This window comes from Sporosarcina koreensis, from assembly GCF_001531445.1.
In the GTDB taxonomy this organism is placed as follows: Bacteria; Bacillota; Bacilli; order Bacillales_A; family Planococcaceae; genus Sporosarcina; species Sporosarcina koreensis_C.
The window spans coordinates 1-961 of the sequence record NZ_LQYA01000127.1 but is presented as its reverse complement, the minus strand read 5'-3'; the positions used below and the strand labels follow the sequence as shown (position 1 = coordinate 961).

Annotated in this window: 1 protein-coding gene; it reads left to right on the top strand. The window is 63.5% G+C overall.

The window, feature by feature from the left end; genetic code table 11:
* Positions 1–961: hydantoinase B/oxoprolinase family protein (locus tag AWV70_RS14210; RefSeq protein ID WP_160327666.1), on the top strand; the 961-nt coding region annotated here is incomplete at both ends.

Here is a 961-nt window from a genome sequence, read left to right as displayed (position 1 = left end):
CGCCCATTCGATCTTCGAGGAAGGCGTCCGCATCCCGCCGGTCAAGATCTGGCGGAAGGGCGAGTATAATTCGGACCTGATGAAGCTCGTCATGCACCAGACCCGCAAGCCCGACTGGTGCCAGGCCGACCTCAACGCGCTGATCGCGTCGTGTCGCGTGGCCGCCCGTCGTGTGGTCGAGATGGCCGAGCGCTTCGGCGACGACGTCTATGTGTCGGCCACGCAGGAGCTGCTGGCGCGCAACCACCGCGCGATGAAGCAGCTGCTCGGCCAGGCGGTGTCCGAGGAGCCGGTCAGCTTCGAGGATTATATCTGCGACGACGGCATGGGTTACGGCCCGTACAAGATCAAATGCACGATGCGCCGCGAGGGCGAGAAAGTCGTGCTCGATTTCGACGGCACCGATCCGCAGAGCAGCGCGTCGATCAACTTCTATCTCAACGAGAACATGTTCAAGATGTTCTTCGGCATCTACATGATCATGGTCTTCGATCCGCAGATCCTGTTCAACGACGGGTTCTACGACCTGATCGAAGTCCGGATTCCCGAAGGGTCGCTGCTGAAGCCGAAATTCCCGGCGGCACTGTCCGGACGCACCCATGCGCTCGGCCGCATCTTCGACATTCTGGGCGGCCTGCTCGGCCAGAAGACCCCCGAATTCCTCAACGCCGCCGGCTTCTCCTCATCGCCGCACCTGTTCTACTCGGGTAACGACACGCGCCCGGGCAAGGGCAACCAGTGGTTCCAGCTGTTCCAGATCGGCTTCGGCGGCATCCCCGGCCGGCCGATGGGCGACGGACCCGACGGGCACTCGCTGTGGCCCGGCTTCACCAACGTGCCGAACGAGTTTCTCGAGCGCTATTTCCCGATGATGATCGAGGGCTACGAGACCGAGCCCGACAGCGGCGGCGCAGGCCTGCACCGCGGCGGCAACGGGATCCGCATGAGCTACCGGTTCCTC